Here is a 23,258-nt window from a genome sequence, read left to right as displayed (position 1 = left end):
GCCCAGCTCCTTAGTACGAGAAGGCCATGGGCCGGTCGGCATCGGCGTCGGCGTCCGTGCCGGTGCCGCCACCGGGCGGGCCGCCGATCTTGGTGGGCGGGTTGAGGTCGGCCTCGGTGAGCTCGGGCGGGCCCTTCCGCACGTACTTGAGCAGCAGCTTGACCTCGACCACGGCGAGGATCGCGTAGATCAGCGTGAAGACGATCAGCGAGGTGAGCACCTCACCCTGCGAGACCCCGGGGGAGACCGCGTCCTCGGTCTTCAGGACGCCGTAGACCACCCAGGGCTGCCGGCCCGTCTCGGTGAAGATCCAGCCCCAGGCGGTGCCGATGAGCGGGAAGATCAGCGTCCACTGCGACAGGCGCCACCACCAGTTGCCGAGCTTCGGCGCCAGCTCCTTGTTCTTGGTGAGCATCAGCTTCGGCACTTCTTCGTCGCCCGTGCGGTGCTCCGGGGCGAGCCAGAGCTTCCGCCTGGTGAGCCAGAGTCCGGCGGTGCACAGCGCCATGGAGACGCCACCGAAGCCGATCATCCAGCGGTAGGACCAGTAGGTGGTGGGGATGTTGGGCCGGTAGTCACCGGGGCCGAACTTGTCCTGCGCCTCCTTGTTGAGGTCGTTGATGCCGGGGATCTCCGCGCTGAAGTTGTTCTTGGCGAGGAAGGAGAGGACCCCGGGGATCTCTATGGCGACCTTGTTGTGGCCCTTGGCGACATCTCCGTAGGCGAACAGCGAGAACGGCGCGGGCTTCTCGGACTCCCACAGGGCCTCGGCGGCCGACATCTTCATCGGCTGCTGCTCGTACATGACCTTGCCGAGGGTGTCGGCACTGATCACGGTGAGCAGGGTGCCGACGAACGCGGTCACCAGGCCGAGCCGCAGCGACATCCGCATCGTGCGGACGTGCCGCTTCTTGCGCAGGTGGAAGATGGCGATGCCGGTCATGAACGCGCCGCCGACCAGGATGGTCGCCGCGATGACGTGGAAGAAGTTGACGAGCGTCGTCTCCTGGAACAGCACCTTGGCGAAGTCGGTGAGCTCGGCGCGCTTCTTGCCGTCCCGCTCGACGATCCTGTAGCCCACCGGGTGCTGCATAAAGGCGTTCGCGGCGATGATGAAGTACGCCGAGAGGATCGTGCCGATCGACACCATCCAGATCGTCGCGCAGTGCAGCTTCTTCGGAAGCTTGTCCCAGCCGAAGATCCACAGACCGATGAAGGTCGACTCGAAGAAGAAGGCGATCAGGGCCTCGAAGGCGAGCGGAGCGCCGAAGACGTCCCCGACGAACCGTGAATAGTCGGACCAGTTCATGCCGAACTGGAACTCCTGCACGATGCCGGTGACGACACCCATCGCGATGTTGATCAGGAACAGCTTGCCCCAGAACTTGGTGGCTCTGAGGTAGTGCTCCTTGCCCGTCCGCACCCAGGCCGTCTCAAGGATCGCCGTGAGGGCGGCCAGGGAGATCGTCAGGGGGACGAAGAGGAAGTGGTAGACGGTGGTGATGCCGAACTGCCATCGCGCCAGTGTTTCCGGCGCTAGAGCCAGGTCCACGTCGACTTCTCCTTACGTGCCGTCGTCATAGCGGCAGTTTGCCCCTTATGTCATAGACATCTGCGGAGCAAGTGGGACACGCTTGTGAACGCGTTCACATTCACAAGCATTATGTCGTACTGCCTTGCGAGGCTTGAAAGGGGGGTCCGGTTACCGCAGGGAACGGGGTAAGCGACGAGATCGCGGATGGGGCCGTTCGGCCCTGCCACGGCGAGCGGTAGGGCCCCATGGCTGCCCGTACGGCCCTGTGCGAGCCTCGCGGGCCCGCGCGAGGCCGTACGGGCATCTCTGCCGTGACCTGCGCGAATACCGATCCGTGAACGCCGGCGAGGCTCTCGGCGGCAACAAGAACGCCCCGCGCGGACACGACGGTCCACGCGGGGCGTGAGGGCCGGACCGAGCAGATCCGGCCGGAGGCCTAGAGCTCCTTGCGGAACGCCTCCGCCACCTTCAGGAAGATGTCGTTGGCCTCCACCTCACCGATCGTGACGCGGACGCCCTCGCCCGGGAACGGCCGCACGGTGACGCCGGCCTGCTCGCACACCCCGGCGAAGTCCACGGTCCGGTCACCGGTCCGCAGCCACACGAAGTTCGCCTGCGTGTCCGGCACCGTCCAGCCCTGCTCCCGCAGCCCCTCCAGGACGCGCGTGCGCTCACCCACCAGCACGCCGACCCGGCCGAGCAGCTCGTCCTCCGCCCGCAGCGAGGCCACCGCCGCGTCCTGGGCGAGCTGGCTGACCCCGAAGGGCACCGCCGTCTTGCGCAGCGCGGCCGCCACCGGCTCGTGCGCGATCGCGAAGCCGACGCGCAGGCCCGCCAGGCCGTACGCCTTGGAGAAGGTCCGCAGGACGCAGACGTTCGGCCGGTCGCGGTAGAGCTCGACGCCGTCGGGGACCTCCGGATCCCTGACGAACTCGCGGTAGGCCTCGTCGAGTACGACAAGGATGTCGCTCGGCACCGCGTCGAGGAAGCGCTCGAGCTCGGCCCTGCGGACCGCGGTGCCGGTCGGGTTGTTGGGGTTGCAGACGAAGATCAGGCGGGTGCGGTCGGTGATGGCCGCCGCCATCGCGTCGAGGTCGTGCACCTCCCCGGAGGTCAGCGGCACCCGCACCGACGTGGCCCCGCTGATCTGCGTGATGATCGGGTACGCCTCGAAGGACCGCCAGGCGTAGATCACCTCGTCGCCGGGGCCCGACGTGGCCTGGATCAGCTGCTGGGCGACGCCGACGGAGCCGGTGCCCGTCGCCACGTGCGACACGGGCACCCCGAACCGGTCGGCCAGCTCGCTCATCAGCCCCGTACAGGCCATGTCCGGGTACCGGTTGAAGGACCGCACGGTCTCCATCGCGGTCTCAAGGACGCCCGGCAGCGGCGGGTAGGGGTTCTCGTTCGAGGACAGCTTGTACGCCTGCTGGCCCTCGGCCGCGGCGGGCTTGCCCGGCTTGTAGGTGGGAATGCCCTCCAACTCGGCGCGCAGCCTCGGGCTCGTCTCGCTCACCGCGGTCCTCCTTGTGATCATCCGGCCTTCAATGATTCTCACCTTATGAGGATTCGCGGCCGCTGCGAATGCCCTGACGGCCCCAATCAGCGAGTACGCCGTCCCGGGCGGCCGTCCCAGGGGCATCCCATGGGCATCCCACGGCTGTCCCCGTGGGCGCCCCCGGGAGTCCCCGCGGACGTCCGGGGCGCGGCCCGGCTCACACCCAGCGCGCACGAATCCAGGGAGCGCCCCCAGCGGAAGCGCGCGCCGGTGGCTCACTCCGTGGCGCGCATCACCCGTGAAGGTGAGTTGAGACCTCTTCGAGACCTCGCTCATTTGGCAGGCCCCCACGCGACGACAAGGGGGCGATGGTGAGCGACACGCCCAACTGCCTTGCAATCCAAGGCCATTGAGGGAAAATCACCATGCAGAATCGTGCCTGTCAACGGGTGAATATGCGCCCGCACTACCCACCCCCATGAGCCCTACTATCGGCTCGCCATGACAGCAGCAGGGAAGCACCAGGTGAGCCGAGCGGAGACCGCCCGCCGGGGCAACCGGCAGAGCCGAGCCGGCATCAGAGACGTCGCCGCAGCAGCCGGTGTCTCCATCACGACTGTCTCCGACGCGCTCAACGGCAAAGGGCGACTGCCCGATGCCACTCGACGCCATGTCCGCGAGGTCGCCGACCGCCTCGGCTATCGGCCGTCGGCGGCCGCCCGAACACTCCGTACCGGCAAGTCGGGCCTCATCGGCCTGACGGTCACGACGTACGGGGATGAACCTTTCACCTTCACGGAGTTCGCGTACTTCGCGGAAATGGCGAGAGCCGCCACGTCCGCCGCGCTGGCCAGGGGCTACGCCCTGGTCATCCTGCCCGCGACCTCGCGCCGCAGCCCCGTCGACGTCTGGTCGAACGTGGCGCTCGACGGCACCGTCGTCGTCGACCCCTCCGACCACGACCCCGTGGTCAGCGAGCTGGTCCGGCAGGGCCTTCCGGTGGTCTCCGACGGCCGCCCGGCCGGCTCCCTGCCGGTCACGGCCTGGGTGGACAACGACCACGAGGCCGCGGTCCTGGAGATCCTCGAGCACCTCGCCGCGGCCGGCGCCCGTCGCATCGGCCTCCTCACCGGCACCACCACGGACACCTACACCCATCTGTCCACCACCGCCTATCTGCGCTGGTGCGAGCGCGTCGGCCAGGATCCGGTCTACGAGTCCTACCCCGCGCACGACCCGTGCGCGGGCGCCGTCGCCGCCGACCGGCTGCTCGCCCGGCCCGACCGGCCCGACGCCGTCTACGGCCTGTTCGACCCGAACGGCACCGACCTGCTCGCCGCGGCCCGCCGCTACGGCCTGCGCGTACCGGACGACCTGCTGCTCGTGTGCTGCAGCGAGTCGACCGTGTACGCCACCACGGAGCCGCCCATCACCACGCTCTCGCTGAAGCCCCGCCGCATCGGCACCGCCGTGGTCCAGCTGCTCATCGACGCCATCGAGGGCCTGGACACCGGCCGTCCGGTCGAGCAGGTGATACCGACCGAGCTGATCGTGCGCACCTCGTCCGAGCGACGCCCCCCGCGCACAACCGTCAGCCCGCCCCGCGCCCCCGGCCACGGCTGACCCCCAACGCTCCCGACCACGGGCCCGGGGCCCTCGCCTCAGGCCCGTGGCCTGCGGGGAAACCTCGGGCCAATTCGGGAGAAAACCGTGGTGAACTGGCTCTCCCCATCGATTCACCACCCCTGGTGCACCACACAGCGACAGCCGCATTCCTATGATGGGCGGACGACACCGCGGGCCGCTGCGACCAGGCAGTCCGATCCCGGTGCAGATGCGGCGCAATGGTGGTGGAGGGGTCGATGACTCAGGGGGCCGGTCAGGGACCCGAGGTGCGGACGGCGACGCTGCGCGACTTCCGCGTACCCGCGTACGTGTACGAAGGCGTCCGCGAGACCGGCAACCAGGCTGCCGAGCACGGCGGCCGGGCCGCCGCCGAGCAGGCCACCGCCGAGCAGGAACAGGCCACCTCCGAGCAGCAGCAGGCCGCCCAGGCGCCCGCCGTCGCGCAGGGCACCGGCCCCGCCCCCCAGGGGCAGTTCCCCACCGGACACGCCCCGCACGCCCAGCACGCCCCCCTGGCTCCCTCCGGGGCGCCGGTCGGCATCCCGCTGCGGGTTCCCGCCCAGCCCGGCCCCGAGCGTCACGCGCATGCCCCCGAGGCCCAGGCGCACCCGATGGCCGCGCCCGCCCCCGAGCCCCAGGGACACCCCGTCGCCGGGCACACCGCCGAGCGTCAGGCGCACTCCATGGCCGCGCGGACCCCCGCGCCGGAGGCCATGACGGCCCCGGCCCACCCCGGTGCGGCGGGTGACCTGCCGGCCGGGTACACCCCCACCGAGCGCGACCTGCCCGTCATCAACCGCGGGGACACCGTGCAGGTCGAGGTGCGCGAGATGCCCGAGCCGCCGCCCGCGCCCAGCGGGGACGAGCTCGGTCCGCTGTACGTCGTCGGCGACGTGCACGGCTATCTGAACGAACTGGTCGCGGCGCTCCAGGCCGAGGGGCTCATCGACGCCGACCTCACCTGGTGCGCGGGCAACACCCGGCTGTGGTTCCTCGGCGACTTCACCGACCGCGGGCCCGACGGCATCGGCGTCATCGACCTCGTGATGCGCCTGTCCGCCGAGGCCGCCGCCGCGGGCGGCTACTGCAAGGCGCTCATGGGCAACCACGAGCTGCTGCTCATCGGCGCCAAGCGCTTCGGCGACACCCCGGTCAACTCGGGCGCGGGCACCGCCACGTTCCAGGCCGCCTGGCTCCTGAACGGCGGGCAGAAGACCGACATGGAGCGCCTGGAGGACCACCACCTCCAGTGGATGGCCCGCCTCGACGCCATCGAGGAGGCGGACGGACACCTGCTCGTGCACTCCGACACCACCGCGTACCTCGACTACGGCGACTCGATCGAAGAGGTCAACGACACCATCCGCGAGGCGCTCACGCGCAACGACGCGGACGAGTACTGGGACCTGTTCCGCAAGTTCACCAAGCGCTTCGCCTTCCGCGACGACTCCGGCCCCGCCGCCGTCCGCGAACTCCTCGACGTCTACGGCGGCAGCCGCATCGTCCACGGTCACAGCCCCATCCCGTACCTCCTGGGCGAGGTCGGCTCCGAGTACGACGGGGACGACGACGGCCGCCCGGTCATCGAAGGCCCGCACGTCTACGCCGACGGCCTGGCCATCGCGATGGACGGCGGAGTGACCATGGCCGGAAAGCTACTGGTGTGCCAGTTGCCTCTGGCTAACTGAGCGTTCACCGGGCAAGGGCACGAGTAAGCACGCGGATACAGGATCTCGCTGGCCAGCGGGCCAATTCTGGAAACCCCCTGTCACCGCGTGCCGTCACGGCTCTACCATCGCTCTATCCGTAGCAGGCTCCCCTCCGTTTCTGCCCGACGGCTCGTGATCCTGCGAGCCCCAAGCCCTACGGAGCATCGGGGGATGCACATGAACAGCGCTCCACACCTGCTCAATGAGGACCGCCCCGAGTACGCGCGGATCCTCGATGAGGCGCTGCGCACCGCACCGAACCGCCCGGAGCTGGCCGCGGTGGGCCAGCGACTCAACCCCGAGCAGCTGCGCACCATGGCTCTCAACGCCACCGCACTGATCACGGCCGCGGCAGCGACCGAATACCGCCAATATGTGAAGGTCCGTGAGGATCTGCGCGACTCCGGACGCTCCACCTCTCCATCGATCCGTGAAGGGAACGGTTCCAGCTCCACCCCGGCCGAATCCAGTTCCGGCGGCGTCAGCCTCGCCACGATGGGCGAGGTCACCGAGACCGCCGGTGCCGGAGCGGTCGCCGTGATCGCGGTACTCGCGCCGGTGCTCGCCGGAGCGGCCGCCGCGATCTTCCTCCTCGTCGGCTACATCCTGAAGATGCTCAACCCCGAGCCCGCCTTCGCGGACACCCTGCTCACCGCCGGGTGGCTGTTCGGCGCGCTCACTGCGGGCGCCATCCTGGTCGCCGCGGTCGGCCTGCTCCTGACCGCCCTGCGCAACGGCTCCACCTCCCTCCAGGCAGGCTCGCACGACGAGCGGAACGCGGAGGTGGAACGGGCCAGGGAAGCCTGGAGCCGGGCCCTCCTGGAGCGCGGCATCCTGCCGTTCCTGCGGGAGGCACTCGCGGATCCGGGCGGGCCGCCCGCACCCAGGGCGTCCTCGGCCGGACCGACCGGGCGCATGCCGCAACTCGGCTATCACAGGCCGGGCTTCAGCAGCCCCGAGAGCGGCTCGACCACGGGCACCCGGCCGAGCTACTCCAGCCCGGACTTCTCCAGTCCGGACTACGGCGGCCCCGAGCACAAGCCCGAGTAACCGACGGACGTCATCCGGTCGCCGACAGGCGACGGGAGCGGCCCGGTCGCCCTTGGGCGACGGGGCCACTCCGGGACGCACCGGTCCCCGCGCAGGGCGCGCCAGGCCCCCGCCCCGGCGCGCCAAGAGACCGCTCCGCCCTGCCCGTACGCGCCCGCCCGGCCTCCGGTCAGTCGGCGATGGGCAGATAGACCCGGTTCCCCGCCGCCGCGAACTCCGCGGACTTCTCCGCCATCCCCTGCTCGATCTCGGCCTGCGTGCCCCCGTGCTCCCTGCGGATGTCCTGGGAGATCTTCATCGAGCAGAACTTCGGCCCGCACATCGAGCAGAAGTGCGCCGTCTTCGCGGGCTCCGCGGGCAGCGTCTCGTCGTGGAACTCGCGGGCCGTCACCGGGTCGAGGGCCAGGTTGAACTGGTCCTCCCAGCGGAACTCGAAGCGCGCGTCAGACAGCGCGTCGTCCCACTCCTGCGCGCCCGGGTGCCCCTTGGCCAGGTCCGCCGCGTGCGCCGCGATCTTGTACGTGATGACGCCGGTCTTCACGTCGTCGCGGTTGGGCAGGCCGAGGTGCTCCTTCGGCGTGACGTAGCAGAGCATCGCCGTGCCCCACCAGCCGATCATCGCGGCGCCGATGCCGGACGTGATGTGGTCGTACGCGGGCGCGATGTCCGTGGTCAGCGGGCCGAGCGTGTAGAACGGCGCCTCCTCGCAGATCTCCTGCTGGAGGTCGATGTTCTCCTTGATCTTGTGCATCGGGACATGGCCCGGGCCCTCGATCATGGTCTGTACGTGGTGCGCCTTGGCGATCTTGTTCAGCTCGCCGAGGGTCTCCAGCTCGGCGAACTGCGCGCGGTCGTTGGCGTCCGCGATGGAGCCGGGCCTGAGGCCGTCGCCGAGCGAGTACGTGACGTCGTACGCCGCGAGGATCTCGCAGAGCTCCTCGAAGTGCTCGTACAGGAAGCTCTCCTTGTGGTGCGCGAGGCACCAGGCCGCCATGATCGAACCGCCGCGCGAGACGATGCCCGTCTTGCGGTTCGCGGTGAGCGGGACGTACGGCAGGCGGACGCCCGCGTGCACCGTCATGTAGTCGACGCCCTGCTCGGCCTGCTCGATGACCGTGTCCTTGTAGATCTCCCAGGTCAGCTCCTCGGCCTTGCCGTCGACCTTCTCCAGGGCCTGGTAGAGCGGCACGGTGCCGATGGGGACGGGGGAGTTGCGCAGGACCCACTCGCGGGTCGTGTGGATGTTGCGACCGGTGGACAGGTCCATGACCGTGTCGGCGCCCCACTGGGTCGCCCACGTCATCTTGTCCACCTCCTCCTCGATGGAGGAGGTGACCGCGGAGTTGCCGATGTTGGCGTTGACCTTCACCAGGAACCGCTTGCCGATGATCATCGGCTCGATCTCCGGGTGGTTCACATTGGCCGGGAGCACCGCGCGGCCCGCCGCGATCTCGTCGCGGACGACCTCGGGCGCCATGTTCTCCCGGATGGCCACGTACTCCATCTCCGGCGTGATCTCCCCGCGGCGCGCGTACGCGAGCTGCGTCACCGCCTGCCCGGCGCGGGCGCGGCGCGGCTGGCGCGGGCGGCCGGGGAAGACCGCGTCGAGGTTGCGCAGGCCGCCGCGCGGCGAGGTGTGCTTGATGCCGTCGTCCTCGGGGCGGACCGGGCGGCCCGCGTACTCCTCGGTGTCGCCGCGGCCGATGATCCAGTTCTCCCGCAGGGGGGTGAGCCCCCTGCGCACGTCGGTGTCGATCTCCGGGTCCGTGTACGGACCCGAGGTGTCGTACAGCGTCACGGCCTTGCCGTTGGTGAGGTGCACCTGGCGGACCGGCACGCGCAGATCGGGGCGCGAGCCCTCGATGTACGCCTTGTGCCAGCCGGTGGACTTCCCGACCTCCGAAGCGCTCTGCCCGTTTGAAGCGTCTTGTCCGCTTTCGGGCTGCATGGAGGCAGGCGTGCGTGTGTCCGATGTGGTCATGAGACCGTCTCCCTACGCCGGCATTACCCGGTAACAGGTTCGGCGGTCGACGCAGCGGCTTCCGTACGGTCCGATTCCCGTTCGTACGGAGGTCAGCGCCCTCTCAGCCCGGTGCTCCGAGCTCCCGCGTGTGCAAAGGTGCCTCCACGCTAGCGTCATATCGGGCGCGGTGAACAGAGGGCCCCCGCCGTTCTTGCGATGATCGGGCCGTGACCACCACAGAGCCCCCCACACCGCCGCCCCCGCCGGACCCTCCTGGACACGGGCACGGGCACGGCCACACGCACAGCCACGGCCCGGCCGCGCCCGTCTCCCGGCATCTGCGCAAGGTCATCGCCGCCGTCCTGATCCCCTTCGCCACCGCCGTCCTCGTCGGCCTCGTGGTGCTCTGGCCCGGCGGCACCCCCGACCACGAACGCACCGGCGTCGGCTTCGACCGGCAGACCCAGTCGGCCACCGTGGCGAAGGTGGACACGCTCCCCTGCGCGGACGTGAACGCCTCGCAGACCCCGCCCAACGGCGACACCTCCACCCCCGAGGGCCAGTCCGCGCAGTCCCGCGCCAAGGGCACCTGCAAGAAGGCCACGATCAAGGTGACCAGCGGCCCGGACAAGGGCTACACCTTCACGGAGATCGTCCAGCCGGACTCCCCCCGGCAGCTGAAGCAGGGCCAGGGCGTGGTGGTCGCCTACGAGCCCAAGGCGCCCAAGGGCCTGCAGTATTCGATCGCCGACGTGAACCGCAAAGTCCCGATGGCCCTGCTCGCCGGCATCTTCGCCCTGGCCGTCGTCGTGGTGGGACGGCTGCGCGGCGTCATGGCCCTGGTCGCCCTCGCGGTGAGCTTCCTGATCCTGACCTTCTTCATCCTGCCGGCGATCCTGCAAGGCTCGAACCCCCTGGTCGTGGCGATCATCGGGGCGAGCGCCATCATGCTGATCGCGCTCTATATGTGCCACGGCCTGACAGCGCGTACGTCGGTCGCGGTGCTCGGCACCCTGATCTCCCTCCTCCTCATCGGCCTGCTCGGCTCGCTCTACATCGGCTGGGCCTCCCTGACGGGCAACACGGACGACAACACCGGCCTCATCCACGGCCTTTACCCGTCCATCGACATGAGCGGCCTGCTGCTCGCGGGCGTCATCATCGGCTCCCTCGGCGTGCTCGACGACGTCACCGTCACCCAGACCTCCGCGGTCTGGGAACTGCACCAGGCCAACCCGACGATGGGCTGGCGCGGGCTGTACCGCGCGGGCATCCGCATCGGCCGCGACCACATCGCCTCGGTCGTGAACACCCTGGTCCTCGCCTACGCGGGCGCCGCTCTCCCCCTTCTGCTGCTCTTCTCGATCGCCCAGAGCAGCGTGGGCACCGTGGCCAACAGCGAGCTGGTCGCCGAGGAGATCGTCCGCACCCTGATCGGCTCGATCGGCCTCGTCGCCTCCGTCCCCGTCACCACCGCGCTCGCCGCCCTCGTCGTCTCCGCCGACCGGTCGGGCCCGGCGGCGGCTCCGGGTGTCGCGGCGGGCTCCTCGCACCCGGGAGGGCCGCCTGGCGGTCCGACGGGGCCCGGCGGGGCGGTCGGGCCGGGCGGAGCGGTGGGCCCTGGTGGTCCCGCCGGGCCTGGCGGAGCGGTCGGACCCGCCGGACCGGAGCCCACAGGCCCCACAGGGCCCGCCAGTGTCGCCCCGCCCCGCACGGGCGCCTCTCCGGCCCGGCCCCGCCTCGGCCGTGGCGGCACGGGCCGCCGCCGAAAACCCTGAACTCCCCCTCACCGACCGAGCCCTCGCCCTCCCTCCCGGTCACTCACCCAGTCACTCACCGTGAAAAGCACCAATCCGCCATCGCGCTACGCGCCCCGGGCTCCGGGCTCCGGGCTCCGGGCTCCGGGTGGCACTCAGCCCGCGCTCTGCTCCTCCGCGAGGATGCGGTGCAGCGCCTCGTCCAGATGCGTGTCGAAGTCGGCCAGCGTCCGCTCCTGGCCCAGCGGCACCAGCTTGTCCGTCCGGTCGAGGAAGGCCAGCAGCGGCGGAATCCCCACCCTGAACAAGGCCTGGTCACCCCCCACTTGAAGCCTGATGACCGCCTCGTCGAGATCGTCGGGACCGGTGGGCGCGATGTGCACATCTCCGTCGCCGCAGGCCCTGCCCACCCCGTCCACCAGGAGCTCACGGCCGAAGGCCCAGGTCACCGGGGCGTCGCCGGGCAAGTGGAAGGTCAGCCGCACGGCATAGGGATCGCACGTCTCGTACCGCAGTTCCACCGGGATCCGGAACGAGAGTTCCTCCGACACAAGGAAGCTCATCATGACCTCTGCCTGGACCGACTCTCGCATCGCCGCCTACCCCGTCATTAGCCTTCCGTGGCCAGGAACCAACTCCCTGACACTCGTGTCATCTTGCTCAACGTGCACATCAGATCACAAGGAGTGAGTTTTCAGATGCTGATAGAGAAGGCGAGTGTCCTTAGTAGCTTTCCGAGCTCGCCCTGCAAGACGCGCGCCGCGGGCAGCAGCCGGTCCGCCTGAGCCGACGGCACGGAGATGGCCATCGTGGCCGCCGTGGTCCCCACCGTGATCGGGATCGCGGCGCAGACCGTCCCCAGCGCGTACTCCTGGTGCTCCACCACCGGTGTCATCCGCCCCAGCGCGTCCAGCCTGCGCAGCAACGTCCGTTCGTCACGCACCGTGTTCGGCGTGAGCGACCGCACCGGGTAGCGGTCGAGGTGATCGCGCCGCGCCTCGCCGTCGAGCTGGGCCAGGAGGCACTGCCCGATCGCGTGGGCGTGACCGGTCTCGCGGAAGTCCGCCCACTCCTCGACGGCCGGATTGCCCGAGGTGTCGGCGATGGAGACCACTTCGATCTCCCCGTCGCGGTAGATGGCGAAGTACACCGGCACACCGATGGCATCGCGCCAGTGCGCCAGGACGTCGCCGATCATGGAACGCCGGTTCTGCTGCGCCGCGCTGGCCCCCAGCCGCTCCGCCGCCTCACCGAGCACGAACACCCCGTGCTCCCGGCGCAGATAGCCTTCGTGGGTCAGCGTCCTCAGCAAGTGGTACGCCGTCGGGAGCGCGAGCCCCGCCTCACGGGCCAACTGCTTCGCGGGCGCCCCGTCCTGGTGGGACGCGGCGGCCTCCAACAGTCGCATGGCCCGCTGCACGGAGCCGATCAGCGTCGGGCCGACGCCGGTTGAGCCGGTGTCCGCCGAAGCCGACTCCGCCGAAGCGGCAGTTGGGGCGTCCCCACCCGAGTCGGCTTCGCGGGCGGGGGCACGGGCGGGAGCGGGGGCGTGGTGGGACGTGTGTGGGGGTGAGGCGTCAACCGTGGCCATGGGTCACTCCCGGTGCACATGGGGGTCCACCCGTGCCGGGGATACACGGGAGGGGGCAGTGGTCCCGCCTGCGGGGACGGCCCCGCGTCGGTTTTCGGACTCTAACCCTTGGCCACCGCTCCGGGGTCCCGGGTGGGGAAACTTCCCCCTCGGGAGGGAATCGCCACGCTGTTTCACCGATCGGTGTGCGATGCCTTCACCAAACGGTGTGCGAGGACTTCGCCGGTCGATATGCGAGGACTTCGCTGGTCGATGCGCGAAGACTTTGTTGATCAATACGCGGTGGCTTCGCCGATCGGGTGTGTGACTTGGCTGATCGGTGTGCGGTGCCTTCGCTGGCCCGTGGGTGACGGCTTCGCTGATCGATGTACGGCGACTTCACCGGTGGGTGCGCGGTGGCTTCGCCGATCAGTGGGTGACGCCTTCGCTGATTGATCTGCGACGGCTTCGCTGAACGATGTGCGTGAGGTCGCCGATCGGTGCGACGAGTTCGTCCGCCGGTACGCCAAGTCCCCGCGTCGGCCTGCTGCAAGCCCCCTTGGCGTACTGCGGGATCCCCCTCAGCCCGCCGCCAGGTCCCCCATCAGCGCGTGTGCCAGGCTCACAAGGTGGCTCGCGCCGGCTCACCAGGCCGCTCGTGCCAAGCCCACCAGTCAGCGTGCGGCCATCTCACCAGTCGGCGTGCGACGAGCCCCGGGACGAAGGCGAGCGGGATATGAACTTCCGCACTATGTAGATCAGTCCGCCGACCAGGGCCACGAAGAGCAGCACCTTGAAGAGCAGAGTGAACACGAAGCCGATGACGCTCGCTATCATCCCGCCGAACACGACCAGAGCGACGATCGGCACCGCGACCCACTTCACCCACCACGGCATACCCGCGAAGATCTCTCGCATTGCCTCGCCCTTTCCCGTTTCTCCATCACTGCGTTCGGCTCTCCGCCACTGCGCGGATTCCTTCTGTCTCGCATTCGATGCTAGGACGGAAAGAACCCGTTCGGGGCCGCGAGATCCCTTGTCCGCCCCTGACTCGTCCCCTAGGGAACCCTGGGACCCGGACCCTGATCCAGCCCTTGCCCAGGCCACAGGACACGGAGCACGGGCCGCCGGCCAGGCCGGGCCAGTCCGGCGCCCAGGCGGATCACCGCTCCGGCGGCGAGAACACGACAAGCACCCGCAGGTCCTCGGTGATGTGGTGGAACTTGTGCGGCACCCCGGCCGGGACGTACACCACGCTGCCGCGCGCGACCGACGTCGTCTCCATCCCCACGGTGATCGACGCACGGCCACTGACAATCATGTACACCTCATCCTGACGGTGAGGCTCCTGCGGGTCGGTCTCCCCGGCGTCCAGCGCGTAGAGCCCGACCGACATGTTCCGCTCCCGCAGAAACTGCAGATACGCGCCGTCGTTCGCGGCTCGTTCCGCTTCCAGCTCGTCCAGTCGGAATGCCTTCATCGCTCTTGTGCGCCCCTTGCCCCAGGTCGTGGACCGATCACTGCCTACCTACGTCTGCCACGATCAGACACATGAAGAATTTCGTAGTCAAGACGCTCGCCAACGCGGTGGCCCTCGCCGTCGCGGTCTGGCTGCTCGACAAGATCACGCTCACCGGCGACAGCACGGGCGGGAAGGCACTCACGCTGCTCGTCGTCGCACTGCTCTTCGGCCTGGTGAACTTCCTGGTCAAGCCCGTCGTACAGGTGCTCACCTTCCCGCTGTTCATCCTCACGCTCGGCCTGATCACACTGGTGGTCAACGCCTTGATGCTGCTCCTGACGTCGTGGCTCGCCGACAAGGTGGACCTCAGCTTCCACGTCGAGGGCTTCTGGACCGCGGTGTTCGGTGGCCTGATCATTTCGATCGTCTCCTGGGCGCTGAACGTCGCCCTGCCCGACCACAAGGACTGACCCGACCCATGGCCTCCTCCGCCCCGTCGCCCCGCCCCGCCACCGCCCCGTTCAGCGTCTGCTTCGTGTGCACCGGCAACATCTGCCGCTCGCCCATGGCCGAGTCGGTGTTCCGTGCCCTGGTGCGCGACGCGGGCCTCGACGGCCTCGTCCGGGTGGACAGCGCGGGCACCGACGGCTGGCACGAAGGGGACGAGGCCGATCCGCGCACCGTCGCCGTGCTCGCCTCGGCGGGCTTCGACACCGCGCACGTGGCCCGTCAGTTCCAGGCGGACTGGTTCGCGCGGCTCGATCTTGTGGTCGCGCTCGACCACGGCCACCAGCGCGCCCTGCGCCGACTGGCACGGACACCCCAGGACGCGGACAAGGTGCGCCTGCTGCGCTCGTACGACCCCACGGCCGAAGCCTCCGGCGACCTCGACGTCCCCGATCCGTACTACGGGGACTTCATGGGCTTCGAGGAGTGCCTGAAGATGGTCGAAGCGGCGTGCGAGGGCCTGCTCGACGTCGTACGGGACACGGTGGAAGGACGGCCGACATGACGGAATCGGAGCGGATACGGGCGGCGGGCGCGGGCCCCGCACCCACTGCGGCCCTCAGCGACAACACGGAGCCTGCACCCACTGCGGCGTCCAGCGACAGCACGCGACCTGCATGCGCTGCGGCCCCCAGCGACAGCACAGGCCCCGCACCCGCTGTGGGCCCCGGCGACGGCACGCGCGCCGTGCGAGCCGGGCTTCCCGAGCCCGTGAAGTACGAGCCGACGCTGCCGGGCCCCGTCTTCGCCGCGCACTTCCATCTGCCCGGCGACCCCACGGGCCCGTACACCTACGGTCGCGACGAGAACCCGACCTGGACGCTCCTGGAGCGTGCCATCGGGGAGCTCGAAGCCCCGGGCGCCGCGCACGGCGAGGTGGAGACGCTGGTCTTCGCCTCCGGGATGGCCGCGATCTCCGCGGTGCTCTTCTCCCAGCTCCGCACCGGTGACGCCGTGGTGCTGCCGGACGACGGCTACCAGGCCCTGCCGCTGGTCCGTGAGCAGCTCACCGCGTACGGCATCGAGGTCCGCACCGCGCCCACGGCCGACGACGCGCAGCTCGACGTGCTCGACGGCGCCCGGCTGCTGTGGCTGGAGACCCCGTCGAACCCCGGCCTCGACGTCTGTGACGTGCGCCGTCTCGCCGACGCGGCACACGCGCGTGGCGCCCTGGTGGCCGTCGACAACACCCTCGCCACCCCGCTCGGCCAGCGCCCGCTCGACCTCGGCGCCGACTTTTCCGTGGCCAGCGGCACCAAGCAGCTCACCGGCCATGGCGACCTCCTGCTCGGGTACGTGACCTGCCGGGATGCCAAGCGCGCGGCCGCTGTGCGGCGCTGGCGCAAGATCGTCGGCGCCATTCCGGGGCCCATGGAGGCCTGGCTGGCGCACCGCTCGCTCGCCACGCTCCAACTGCGGGTCGACCGGCAGAACGCGAACGCCCTGGCTGTCGCCGAGGCGCTGCGCGGCCACGCCGACGTGACCGGTCTGCGCTACCCGGGCCTGCCCGACGACCCCTCGTACAAGATCGCGGAGCGGCAGATGCGGCGCTTCGGGTGTGTGGTCTCGTTCGAACTGCCCTCACGCGCGCGTGCGGACCGCTTCCTCGACGCGCTGCGGCTCGTGGACGACGCGACGAGCTTCGGAGGCGTGCGTTCCACGGCTGAGCGGCGCGGCCGCTGGGGCGGGGACGCCGTTCCGGAAGGCTTCATCCGCTTCTCGGCCGGGGCTGAGGACGCCGAGGACCTGGTGGCCGATGTGCTGCGTGCGCTCGACGAGACGGCGGACTGACGCCCTCCATCGTCCGACCAGGGCACTTCCCGCACTCGGCCGCTGTGGCGGAGGTATGGGGCTACGTACAACGGACGGTCCGAGCCTCCCCCCTCGTGGCTCGGACCGCCCTCGGTTCTGCGCGCGAAGAACCGCGCGAACAAGGCTAGTTGACTCTGTGTCAGTGTCCAATCACAGTAGCGACAGCAACCTATCGACAAATTTATAGTTGTGCTGCGCCGGGGGCCGACAGGGAGAAGAGGGTGACAACATGGATCTGGCCCTGCTGCGCACATTTGTCACGGTGCACCGGGCCGGCTCCTTCACGCGTGCCGCCGCCCTCCTCGGTCTCTCCCAGCCCGCGGTGACCTCCCAGATCCGCACGCTGGAGCGCCAGCTGGGCCGCCCGCTCTTCCTGCGCCAGGCCCGTGGCGTCACACCGACGACCATCGGCGACGAACTCGCCCACAAGGCCGCCCCGCACCTCGACGCGCTGGTGGAGATCGCCGAGGCCGGGCTCGACGAGGACTCGTCCATTCGCACCCTGCACCTCGCAGGGCCGCCCGAGTTCACGGCGGAGCGGGCCCTTCCGACCCTTACCGCGCTGACCGGGGCCGACGGGCAGAGCTTCGCCCTGCGGGCGTCGTTCGGCAACGCCGAGGAGGTCCTGGAGGGCCTCGCCGCCGGGCACCACGACCTGGCCATCACCACCGCCCGCCCCCGGGGCGCTCTGCTCACCGCGACACCGCTCTGCGACGAGGAGCACGTCCTGGTCGCGGCACCGCGCTGGGCCGCCCGGATCGGCCCCGGCAAGCTGCGCCGCAAAGGCGCTCTGACGGTGGAGAACCTGCCGGTCGTCGAGGTCCACGAGTCCCTGCCGCTCATCGCCCGCTACTGGGCCGCCGTCTTCGACTCCCGCCCGGCCGCCTCGGGCGCCGTCATCGTGCCGGATCTGCGAGCCGTCCTCGCATGTGTCATCCAGGGCGCCGGGCTCGCCGTCCTGCCCCGCTATCTGTGCGCGCCCGCCCTGGAGCGGTGCGAGATCGTGGCACTGCTCGACCCCGCGGTGCCGCCGCTGCGCACGTACTTCCTCGTCGTACGCACCGGCACACTCGCCATGCCGCACATCGCGCGGGCGCACGAGTGGCTGCTGCGTGCTGCGGTCGACTGGACATAGGGCGAGCCCCGACTGGTTCGCGATGTTTCACGTGGAACAGTCCGGGCCACATTTCTCCCATGACCGTCCGACCAGTGGTCAAGCGCACCGCACGTGCCGTCCTCCTCGACGGGGACCATCTGATCCTCATCAAGCGGACCAAGCCCGGCGTGGATCCGTACTGGGTCACCCCCGGCGGCGGGGTGGAGGCTGAGGACGCGACGGTGGTGGACGCGCTCCACCGCGAGGTGCACGAGGAACTCGGCGCCAAGATCACGGACGTGGTGCCGTGCTTCGTGGACACGGTCGAGCACATCGGTGAGGACGGCGGCGCCACCGGCGTAAAGGTGCAGCACTTCTTCGTCTGCCATCTGGAATCCATGGACCCGGGCCAGCGGCACGGCCCCGAGGTCGAAGAGCCGAGCGGCGAGTACGAGATCGTCCGGGTGCCGTTCACCCGTGTCGGGATCGCCTCGGTCCATCTCGTGCCGCTGTCGCTACGGCACTATCTGGACGGCAACATCGAGGGCGTACGCGCGATGCACGCGCCTGACCTGGGCTGAAGCACTCGACGCGGGCTTTCGTTCCGCTGCGGTCAGCCGCCCGCGGAGACCAGTTCCTCCACCGAGTCGTGCCGGATGCGGCCGGCCGGTATGCCCACTTCCCGCAGCGCGTCGACGCCGCTGCGGATCATTCCGGGCGGGCCTGACAGATACGCGTCGTACTCGTTCCACGGCCCGTACTCGCGCACGGCGTCCGGCAGTTGCGCGCGCGTGTCGACGACGGGGCGGACGGCCAGCCACGGGTGGGTCCGCTGGAGCCGCAGCATGGTGTCGATGTCGTACAGGTCGTGGTTGGTGCGGGCGCCGTAGAAGACCTCGACGGGACGCCTCCTGCCGTGCTCGGCTACGTCCTCCACGAGCGCCTTGATGGGCGCGATGCCGGTTCCGCCGCCGAGACAGAGCAGTCCGCTGTCCGTGCTGTGGTCGACGGTCATGGAGCCGGACGGCGGCCCGAGCCGGAGCACGTCACCGGGGCGCGCGTGGTGCACCAGGGCATTGGAGACCCAGCCCGCCGGGACCGCCTTGACGTGGAAGGAGAGCAGCCCGTCGGAGCGGGGAGCCGACGCGAAGGAGTAGTGCCGCCAGATGCGCGGCCACCACGGTGTCTCCAGGCTCGTGTACTGCCCGGCGACGAAGGGGTAGGGCTGGTCGGGGCGGACGGTGATGACGGCGATGTCGGACGTCCGCAGGTCGTGCGAGACCACCTCGGCGTACCACCACGCCGGCGCGCGCAGTTCGTCCTCGGCCGCCGCGTCGATCATCACCTGGGAGATCGTCGTGTACGTACGGACCCACGCGGCCTCGGTGTCGTCGTCCCAGACCGCGCTCGCGTACCGGCTCAGCGACCCGATCAGGCACTCCCCGACGGCCGGGTAGTGCTCGGCCTGCGTGCCGTACTTGCGGTGCCCGCGGCCGAGGTTGCGCAGATAGTCGACGAGGACGTCGGCCTGGTCGATGTGCTCCGCGGCGGTCAACAGGGCCGTCAGCAGGCGGTCGCGCTGGGTGTCCATCGCCGCGGGGAACAGAGCGCGCAGGTCGGGGTGGCGGGTGAAGAGCAGTGCGTAGAAGTACGAGGTGACCTTGTCGGCGATGGGGGCGATCTCCGCCATGGTGCGCCGCACGAGGACGGCGTCGGGCGACGGGGCGGGCTCGGGGGAGGCCTTCGGAGAATCGGGCCGGGCCGGAGCACTGATGTCCGGGGCCGCGTCCGCTGCGGCCGGAGGCGTGAGCGCCTCTGTTTCCTCGTCCGCCTCCGCCTTCCGGGCCGCGTCCCCATCCCCGTCTGGGGGCATGGGAGGCCCGGCCATGGTCTCGGGCCTCGCAGAGCCGGCCGTGTCTTCGGGGGCCGGAGGCTCCACCGTCGCCTCGGGGATCGGAGCCCTGGCCGCGCCCTCGGAAACAGGGAGCTCCGCCGTGCCGCCGTCGATGGCAGCAACCCCGGTGCTCTCAGGGCCCGTTGGCACGCCCGCAGCCGTCGTCTGCCAAGGAGTCTCGGCAACCGTACGGAGGGACGCGCCAGGCAAGAGTTCGTGGGCGGCTTCCAGAAGCGGCAGCGGCGCCGGAGTCGGAGTCGGCTCCGGTACGGCGGACCCGGCAGGCGGTATTCGCCCCGCCTCGGCTTCGGCAGCCCCGGCGACCGGTCTACCGAGGGGCCTTATGGTCGTTACCCGCCGCCCCTCGGGCGCCTGGCGACCGCCCTCAAGGCCGTCCTGGCCCGCTTCGGCACGCTCCGGGCCGTCCGCGCCTCCCTCGGAGGCAGCCGCCCCCTCCGGCCGCTCCGGCGGCTTCCGTGGCGTGAACCAGCCGCTGCCCTGCCCGGAAGTGCCGTTGCCCGCCGACGTGGTGGTCGGAGCGTCCATAGCTGTGCCTCGCCTCGAACATCTCTCAGTCGGTCCGCGCACTTCCCCGCTGGAAGGTGCCTGCTTCCCCCGGAAGGTGCCTGCTTCCCCGCCCTGCCTCGGCAGCCCATGTTGATCACATTGAACCCTGACGCCCTACGCCTTACGGACAAGTAGGGAAAGAATGTGACATTGGCCGCAGTCACCTCCCCGGCAGCATCGCATCCGCGCTCGTCGTACGGGGCTCTTAGCCGGAAGAACGGGTCCTCGATCTCTTTACCCCGTTAAACTTTGCTGATCCGTGCGCACCTCCAGGGGTGCGTCTCCCGCGCACCCGGTGCGCAACGGAACCCACGCGGCTTGAACCGGACTCGACCATACCGGCAGCCGTCGAACACACAAGTGCCCTTCCTTCATTCGGAATTCCGGGATCCGCACTCTCCGATTGCCTCCATTACCGACGTGCGCACCAATTCGTACGCCTGTCGCAAATCCCGCCCGACATAGGAGTGCGTGGCCAGGCCGACCAGCCGCGAATCCGCGTTGACGGCGACCGAAACCGGCACTGCGGCGAACAGGTCCAGGTCGGACAGCGAGTCTCCATAGGCAACGCAGTCGGCCTGGTCCACGCCGAACTCTTCACAGAGCCGGTTCGCGATCTTCACCTTGGCCGCCGCGTTGAGGATGCCCGTGGGATCCATGGGCTCGACGAACGGCACCGAGGGGAACCGGGATCCGTACGCGGCATGGGCGCCCCAGCCGAGAAGCCGCTCGACGAAGAACGAGGGCGAGAGCGAGACCACGGCGCAGTAGTCGCCGTTCGCCCGGATCTCGGCCCAGGTGTCCTGGATGCCGGACAGCCAGGGCGCCCCGTCGAAGGCCATCCCCACCTGGGCATCGGTGAGATCCGCCCACAGCGCGTGGACCCGCACTCCGTACTGGGTCGAATCGATACGCCCCGATACGAAATCCCGTTCAAGTGCGCCTATTTCTTGCTCAAGGCCCAGTTGACGGGATATCTCCACAGGCGCCGCAGTGCCGTACAGCAGCGTTCCGTCCAGGTCAAAGAGGTGTAGGCGTGCCATGTACGCCGAGACTAGTATCCGCGGTTACTCCCGCTGTCAGACGCCGAAGTCCGCCGTTCCCGGCACGGTGTTTCACGTGAAACTACGTCGTCCCGCACGTCGGGCCACCCTCGTTGTCCATGTCGCCGCCTCGGCCGGCTGGCTCGGGCTCACCCTCGGGCTGCTCGCGCTCGCCACGGCTGCGATCACCACCGATTCCCACCCGCCCATTGAGGCCTCCGTCCGCGCGATGAAGGTCTTCACCGACTGGCTCGTACTCCCCCTGGCGCTGCTCACCCTGCTGAGCGGTCTGCTGCTCTCGCTCGGCACGTCCTGGGGCCTCGCCCGTCATCGCTGGGTGTACACGAAGTTCTGGCTGACGCTGGCGACGACGGCCGCGTCGACGTTCGCGCTGCGGCCAGGGATCAACGAAGCGGCCGCGACCGTGTCCGCGGGCGACCCACTGGCCAGTTCGACCGACCTCGTCATGGGGCCGATCGTCTCCCTCAGCGCCTACCTCTTCATGACGGTCATCTCCGTGCTCAAGCCCTGGGGCCTGACCCGGCGCGGCCGTCGTCTGCGTACCGCTCATCAGCGTGGCCAGAGGCAACTTGGGGAAAAGCAGAGTGCTTCTCCCCACAAAGAGGTGGACGCCGAGGTCATGCGTCAGACAGCCTGACCGCGTGTCGACACCTTCCCTCTCCGCACTGCCCATCCGCAGGCTCACACCCCGCGACCTCACCGCCTGCGCCGATCTGTCCGAGGACCGCGGCTGGCCTCGCGAGGAACACAAATGGGGGCTGCTCCTCTCGGCGGGAACGGGCTACGGCATCGACGACCCGGACCGCCCCGGCCTCGTCGCCGCGTGCGTCGTGACGCAGTACGGACCGTACGAGAACCCCGGACTCTCAGCGATCGGCATGGTGCTGGTCGCCGAGCGGCACGCCCGCAAGGGCATCGGCCGCCATCTGATGCGCCACGTCGTCGCGGCCGCGGGCACCACCCCGCTGACCCTGCACGCGACGCCCAACGGCCGCCCTCTCTATGAACAGCTCGGCTTCAAGACGGTCGGCCGAGCCGAGATGGTCCGCGGCCGCCTCGTCACCGAAGGCCCGGAGGAAGGGGCACCGGGCATCACCACCCGCGCGGCGACCGCGGAGGACCTGTCCACCCTGATCCGGCTCGACACCGAGGTCTTCGGGCTCGACCGCACCCACATCATCACCCGCCTCCCGGCCTTCACCGATCAGCTGCGGGTCGCGGAGGCCAACGGCGAGATCGTCGGCTATGCGGGGGCCTGGCCGAACATGGAAACCCACGTCGTCGGCCCGCTGATCGCCCGGGACACGGACACGGCCAAGGCACTCATCGCTTCGCTCGCCGCCCGTACCGACCGCCCGCTGCGCACGGACATCGACGTCCGCCACGAGGAACTGCTCGCGTGGGTGAAGGCACACGGTCTGGAGTCCGTCGCCTTCAACTCCGTGATGACGTACGGGATTCCGGAGCTGGCCGGTGACTGGACGCGTCGGTTCGCCCCGCTGACGGTGGCGGCGGGCTGAGCACGCGCAGAGCCACCTCCACGCAACAGCCCGCCCCCACTGCCGTGACTCTTCCGGCGGTGAGGGCGGGCTTTCCCATGGGCCCTAAGAGGGCCTGTGAGGGGTGGGGCGGAGGGCTAGGCGAGGGACTCCACGGCCGTCGTCGCGAATCCGTGGTCCTGCTCCGGGGCGCCACCGCCGACACCGATGGCGCCGATGAGGCGGCCGTCACGGTGGACGGGTACGCCGCCCGCGATGAACAGCAGCGGCCGGTCGAGGGCCGTGGGCAGCGTGTGGAAGGGGCCGCCGGGCTGGACCGCGTCGACGAGATCCGCGGTCGGAGCGTTCAGCTGGAGCGCGGTGTACGCCTTGCGGGTGCTGGTCTCACCGGAGATCAGCACCGCCCGGTCGTCGCGCCGGAAGGCGAGGAGGTGGCCACCGGCGTCGAGGACGGTGACGCTGACCGTGACTCCGGCGGCGTCGGCGGCTCGGTGCGCGGCGCTCACGAGGGCCTCGGCGTCGGAGATGGTCAGCGGGGCGACGGCGGTGGGGGCGGGGGTGGTGCTCACGAGGGAGTCTCTCCTTGGTGGAACGGTGTTTCAGTGAGGACCCTCGCCCCGGGCCAGTGGAAGCCGGGATGAGGGAGGCTT

General features: G+C 70.0%; 21 protein-coding genes and 1 riboswitch. Of the genes, 11 read left to right on the top strand and 10 right to left on the bottom strand.

Annotated features, from left to right (window positions below; translation table 11 throughout):
* Window positions 1-10 precede the first annotated feature (10 nt).
* Both IG74_RS0116860 and hisC read right to left on the bottom strand, forming a co-directional pair.
* Window positions 11-1,552, bottom strand: a complete 1,542-nt coding sequence (locus tag IG74_RS0116860; protein WP_030677009.1) for a cytochrome ubiquinol oxidase subunit I — start codon at window positions 1,550-1,552, stop codon at window positions 11-13.
* A 418-nt stretch (window positions 1,553-1,970) separates the two neighbouring features.
* A complete protein-coding gene (hisC, locus tag IG74_RS0116855) occupies window positions 1,971-3,050 on the bottom strand; it encodes a histidinol-phosphate transaminase (protein WP_030677006.1) in 1,080 nt (359 codons plus the stop codon).
* Between the two features lie 483 nt (window positions 3,051-3,533).
* Between hisC and IG74_RS0116850 the strand changes: the two genes are divergently transcribed.
* The 3 genes from IG74_RS0116850 to IG74_RS0116840 all read left to right on the top strand — a co-directional run bounded on the left by IG74_RS0116850 (window position 3,534) and on the right by IG74_RS0116840 (window position 7,417).
* Window positions 3,534-4,655 (top strand): LacI family DNA-binding transcriptional regulator, encoded by a 1,122-nt coding sequence (locus tag IG74_RS0116850; RefSeq protein WP_030677002.1) that lies wholly within the window; start codon window positions 3,534-3,536, stop codon window positions 4,653-4,655.
* 239 nt (window positions 4,656-4,894) lie between these two features.
* On the top strand, window positions 4,895-6,346 hold the full coding sequence (locus tag IG74_RS0116845) for a metallophosphoesterase (RefSeq protein WP_234334351.1): 1,452 nt from the start codon (window positions 4,895-4,897) through the stop codon (window positions 6,344-6,346).
* 192 nt (window positions 6,347-6,538) lie between these two features.
* On the top strand, window positions 6,539-7,417 hold the full coding sequence (locus IG74_RS0116840; protein WP_030676993.1) for a hypothetical protein: 879 nt from the start codon (window positions 6,539-6,541) through the stop codon (window positions 7,415-7,417).
* A gap of 169 nt (window positions 7,418-7,586) precedes the next feature.
* Here IG74_RS0116840 and thiC read toward each other — a convergent pair whose 3' ends face one another.
* Window positions 7,587-9,398, bottom strand: a complete 1,812-nt coding sequence (gene thiC / locus IG74_RS0116835) for a phosphomethylpyrimidine synthase ThiC (RefSeq protein WP_030676988.1) — start codon at window positions 9,396-9,398, stop codon at window positions 7,587-7,589.
* A riboswitch (TPP riboswitch) is annotated at window positions 9,391-9,536 on the bottom strand. It overlaps the preceding gene by 8 nt.
* Window positions 9,537-9,607: 71 nt before the next feature.
* On the opposite strand from thiC, the gene IG74_RS0116830 reads away from it, so the two are divergent.
* Window positions 9,608-11,158, top strand: a complete 1,551-nt coding sequence (locus tag IG74_RS0116830) for a YibE/F family protein (protein ID WP_078868817.1) — start codon at window positions 9,608-9,610, stop codon at window positions 11,156-11,158.
* A gap of 134 nt (window positions 11,159-11,292) precedes the next feature.
* Here the strand turns inward: IG74_RS0116830 and IG74_RS0116825 are convergent, their stop codons facing one another.
* From IG74_RS0116825 to IG74_RS0116810, 4 genes are all read right to left on the bottom strand, one after another.
* Window positions 11,293-11,730, bottom strand: coding sequence for an SsgA family sporulation/cell division regulator (locus IG74_RS0116825; RefSeq protein WP_030676985.1), 438 nt, complete (start codon window positions 11,728-11,730; stop codon window positions 11,293-11,295).
* Between the two features lie 101 nt (window positions 11,731-11,831).
* Window positions 11,832-12,557, bottom strand: a complete 726-nt coding sequence (locus tag IG74_RS0116820; RefSeq protein WP_037825590.1) for an IclR family transcriptional regulator domain-containing protein — start codon at window positions 12,555-12,557, stop codon at window positions 11,832-11,834.
* A gap of 840 nt (window positions 12,558-13,397) precedes the next feature.
* The gene (locus IG74_RS0116815; protein ID WP_030676978.1) at window positions 13,398-13,625 is read right to left on the bottom strand and encodes a DUF5326 family protein; all 228 of its coding nucleotides are present in this window, start codon (window positions 13,623-13,625) and stop codon (window positions 13,398-13,400) included.
* A 244-nt stretch (window positions 13,626-13,869) separates the two neighbouring features.
* Window positions 13,870-14,187 (bottom strand): cupin domain-containing protein, encoded by a 318-nt coding sequence (locus IG74_RS0116810; protein WP_030676973.1) that lies wholly within the window; start codon window positions 14,185-14,187, stop codon window positions 13,870-13,872.
* Window positions 14,188-14,258: 71 nt separating this feature from the next.
* On the opposite strand from IG74_RS0116810, the gene IG74_RS0116805 reads away from it, so the two are divergent.
* The 5 genes from IG74_RS0116805 (at window position 14,259) to IG74_RS0116785 (ending at window position 18,165) form a co-directional block, all read left to right on the top strand.
* On the top strand, window positions 14,259-14,639 hold the full coding sequence (locus IG74_RS0116805) for a phage holin family protein (protein ID WP_030676969.1): 381 nt from the start codon (window positions 14,259-14,261) through the stop codon (window positions 14,637-14,639).
* A gap of 8 nt (window positions 14,640-14,647) precedes the next feature.
* Window positions 14,648-15,181, top strand: coding sequence for a low molecular weight protein-tyrosine-phosphatase (locus IG74_RS0116800; protein WP_030676964.1), 534 nt, complete (start codon window positions 14,648-14,650; stop codon window positions 15,179-15,181).
* A 155-nt stretch (window positions 15,182-15,336) separates the two neighbouring features.
* A complete protein-coding gene (locus tag IG74_RS0116795) occupies window positions 15,337-16,467 on the top strand; it encodes a cystathionine gamma-lyase (protein ID WP_030676961.1) in 1,131 nt (376 codons plus the stop codon).
* A 250-nt stretch (window positions 16,468-16,717) separates the two neighbouring features.
* Window positions 16,718-17,623 carry a LysR family transcriptional regulator gene (locus tag IG74_RS0116790; protein ID WP_030676958.1) on the top strand — a complete coding sequence of 302 codons (906 nt, stop codon included), beginning with the start codon at window positions 16,718-16,720 and terminating at the stop codon, window positions 17,621-17,623.
* A gap of 59 nt (window positions 17,624-17,682) precedes the next feature.
* Window positions 17,683-18,165 carry an NUDIX domain-containing protein gene (locus IG74_RS0116785; protein ID WP_030676955.1) on the top strand — a complete coding sequence of 161 codons (483 nt, stop codon included), beginning with the start codon at window positions 17,683-17,685 and terminating at the stop codon, window positions 18,163-18,165.
* 32 nt (window positions 18,166-18,197) lie between these two features.
* Here IG74_RS0116785 and IG74_RS0116780 read toward each other — a convergent pair whose 3' ends face one another.
* On the bottom strand, window positions 18,198-19,628 hold the full coding sequence (locus tag IG74_RS0116780; RefSeq protein ID WP_420709902.1) for a globin domain-containing protein: 1,431 nt from the start codon (window positions 19,626-19,628) through the stop codon (window positions 18,198-18,200).
* A 788-nt stretch (window positions 19,629-20,416) separates the two neighbouring features.
* Window positions 20,417-21,088, bottom strand: a complete 672-nt coding sequence (locus IG74_RS0116775) for an HAD family hydrolase (RefSeq protein ID WP_037825570.1) — start codon at window positions 21,086-21,088, stop codon at window positions 20,417-20,419.
* A gap of 76 nt (window positions 21,089-21,164) precedes the next feature.
* Here IG74_RS0116775 and IG74_RS0116770 point away from each other — a divergent pair, with 76 nt between their 5' ends.
* Window positions 21,165-21,746, top strand: coding sequence for a hypothetical protein (locus IG74_RS0116770; RefSeq protein WP_030676947.1), 582 nt, complete (start codon window positions 21,165-21,167; stop codon window positions 21,744-21,746).
* 4 nt (window positions 21,747-21,750) lie between these two features.
* The gene (locus IG74_RS0116765; protein ID WP_030676944.1) at window positions 21,751-22,629 is read left to right on the top strand and encodes a GNAT family N-acetyltransferase; all 879 of its coding nucleotides are present in this window, start codon (window positions 21,751-21,753) and stop codon (window positions 22,627-22,629) included.
* Window positions 22,630-22,745: 116 nt separating this feature from the next.
* On the opposite strand, the gene IG74_RS0116760 is transcribed toward IG74_RS0116765, so the two are convergent.
* Complete coding sequence (locus IG74_RS0116760; RefSeq protein WP_030676941.1) at window positions 22,746-23,177, bottom strand: GlcG/HbpS family heme-binding protein; 432 nt, start codon at window positions 23,175-23,177, stop codon at window positions 22,746-22,748.
* Window positions 23,178-23,258 lie beyond the last annotated feature (81 nt).

Source organism: Streptomyces sp. NRRL B-1347 (assembly GCF_000720325.1).
Taxonomy (GTDB): domain Bacteria; phylum Actinomycetota; class Actinomycetes; order Streptomycetales; family Streptomycetaceae; genus Streptomyces.
The sequence above is the reverse complement of the archived record's forward strand: the minus strand, read 5'-3'. Positions and strand labels throughout refer to the sequence as shown.